Annotated in this window: 1 pseudogene; it reads left to right on the top strand. The window is 43.9% G+C overall.

Annotation, left to right across the window (positions count from 1 at the left end):
- A pseudogene (locus tag R2R70_RS20825) lies at positions 1 to 264 on the top strand (RND family transporter); the annotation flags it as partial.

Raw genomic sequence — 264 nt, 5'->3', positions numbered from 1 at the left:
CAAATGAAGAAGGGACAGAAAAGCTTGCCTTTAAATTAGCGTCTGGTCCTGTCGGCGTAATGGCCGCTACAAACGAGTCAGTGTCCGAGGCCCAAATACCAATGATGTTATATGTATACGGTGCCGTTATTGCATTATGCTTACTGAGTTTTAGAAGCGTAAAAGCGACTATTGCTGTGGTGTTACCGCTTTATATAGTATCAACGCTTGCGCAAGCGTTAATGGTACAGCTAGAAATTGGCCTAACAGTATCAACCCTACCAG

The sequence above is a fragment of the Cobetia sp. SIMBA_158 genome (assembly GCF_046566945.1).
GTDB lineage: Bacteria > Pseudomonadota > Gammaproteobacteria > Pseudomonadales > Halomonadaceae > Cobetia > Cobetia amphilecti.
This window is presented reverse-complemented; position numbering and strand designations above follow the sequence as displayed.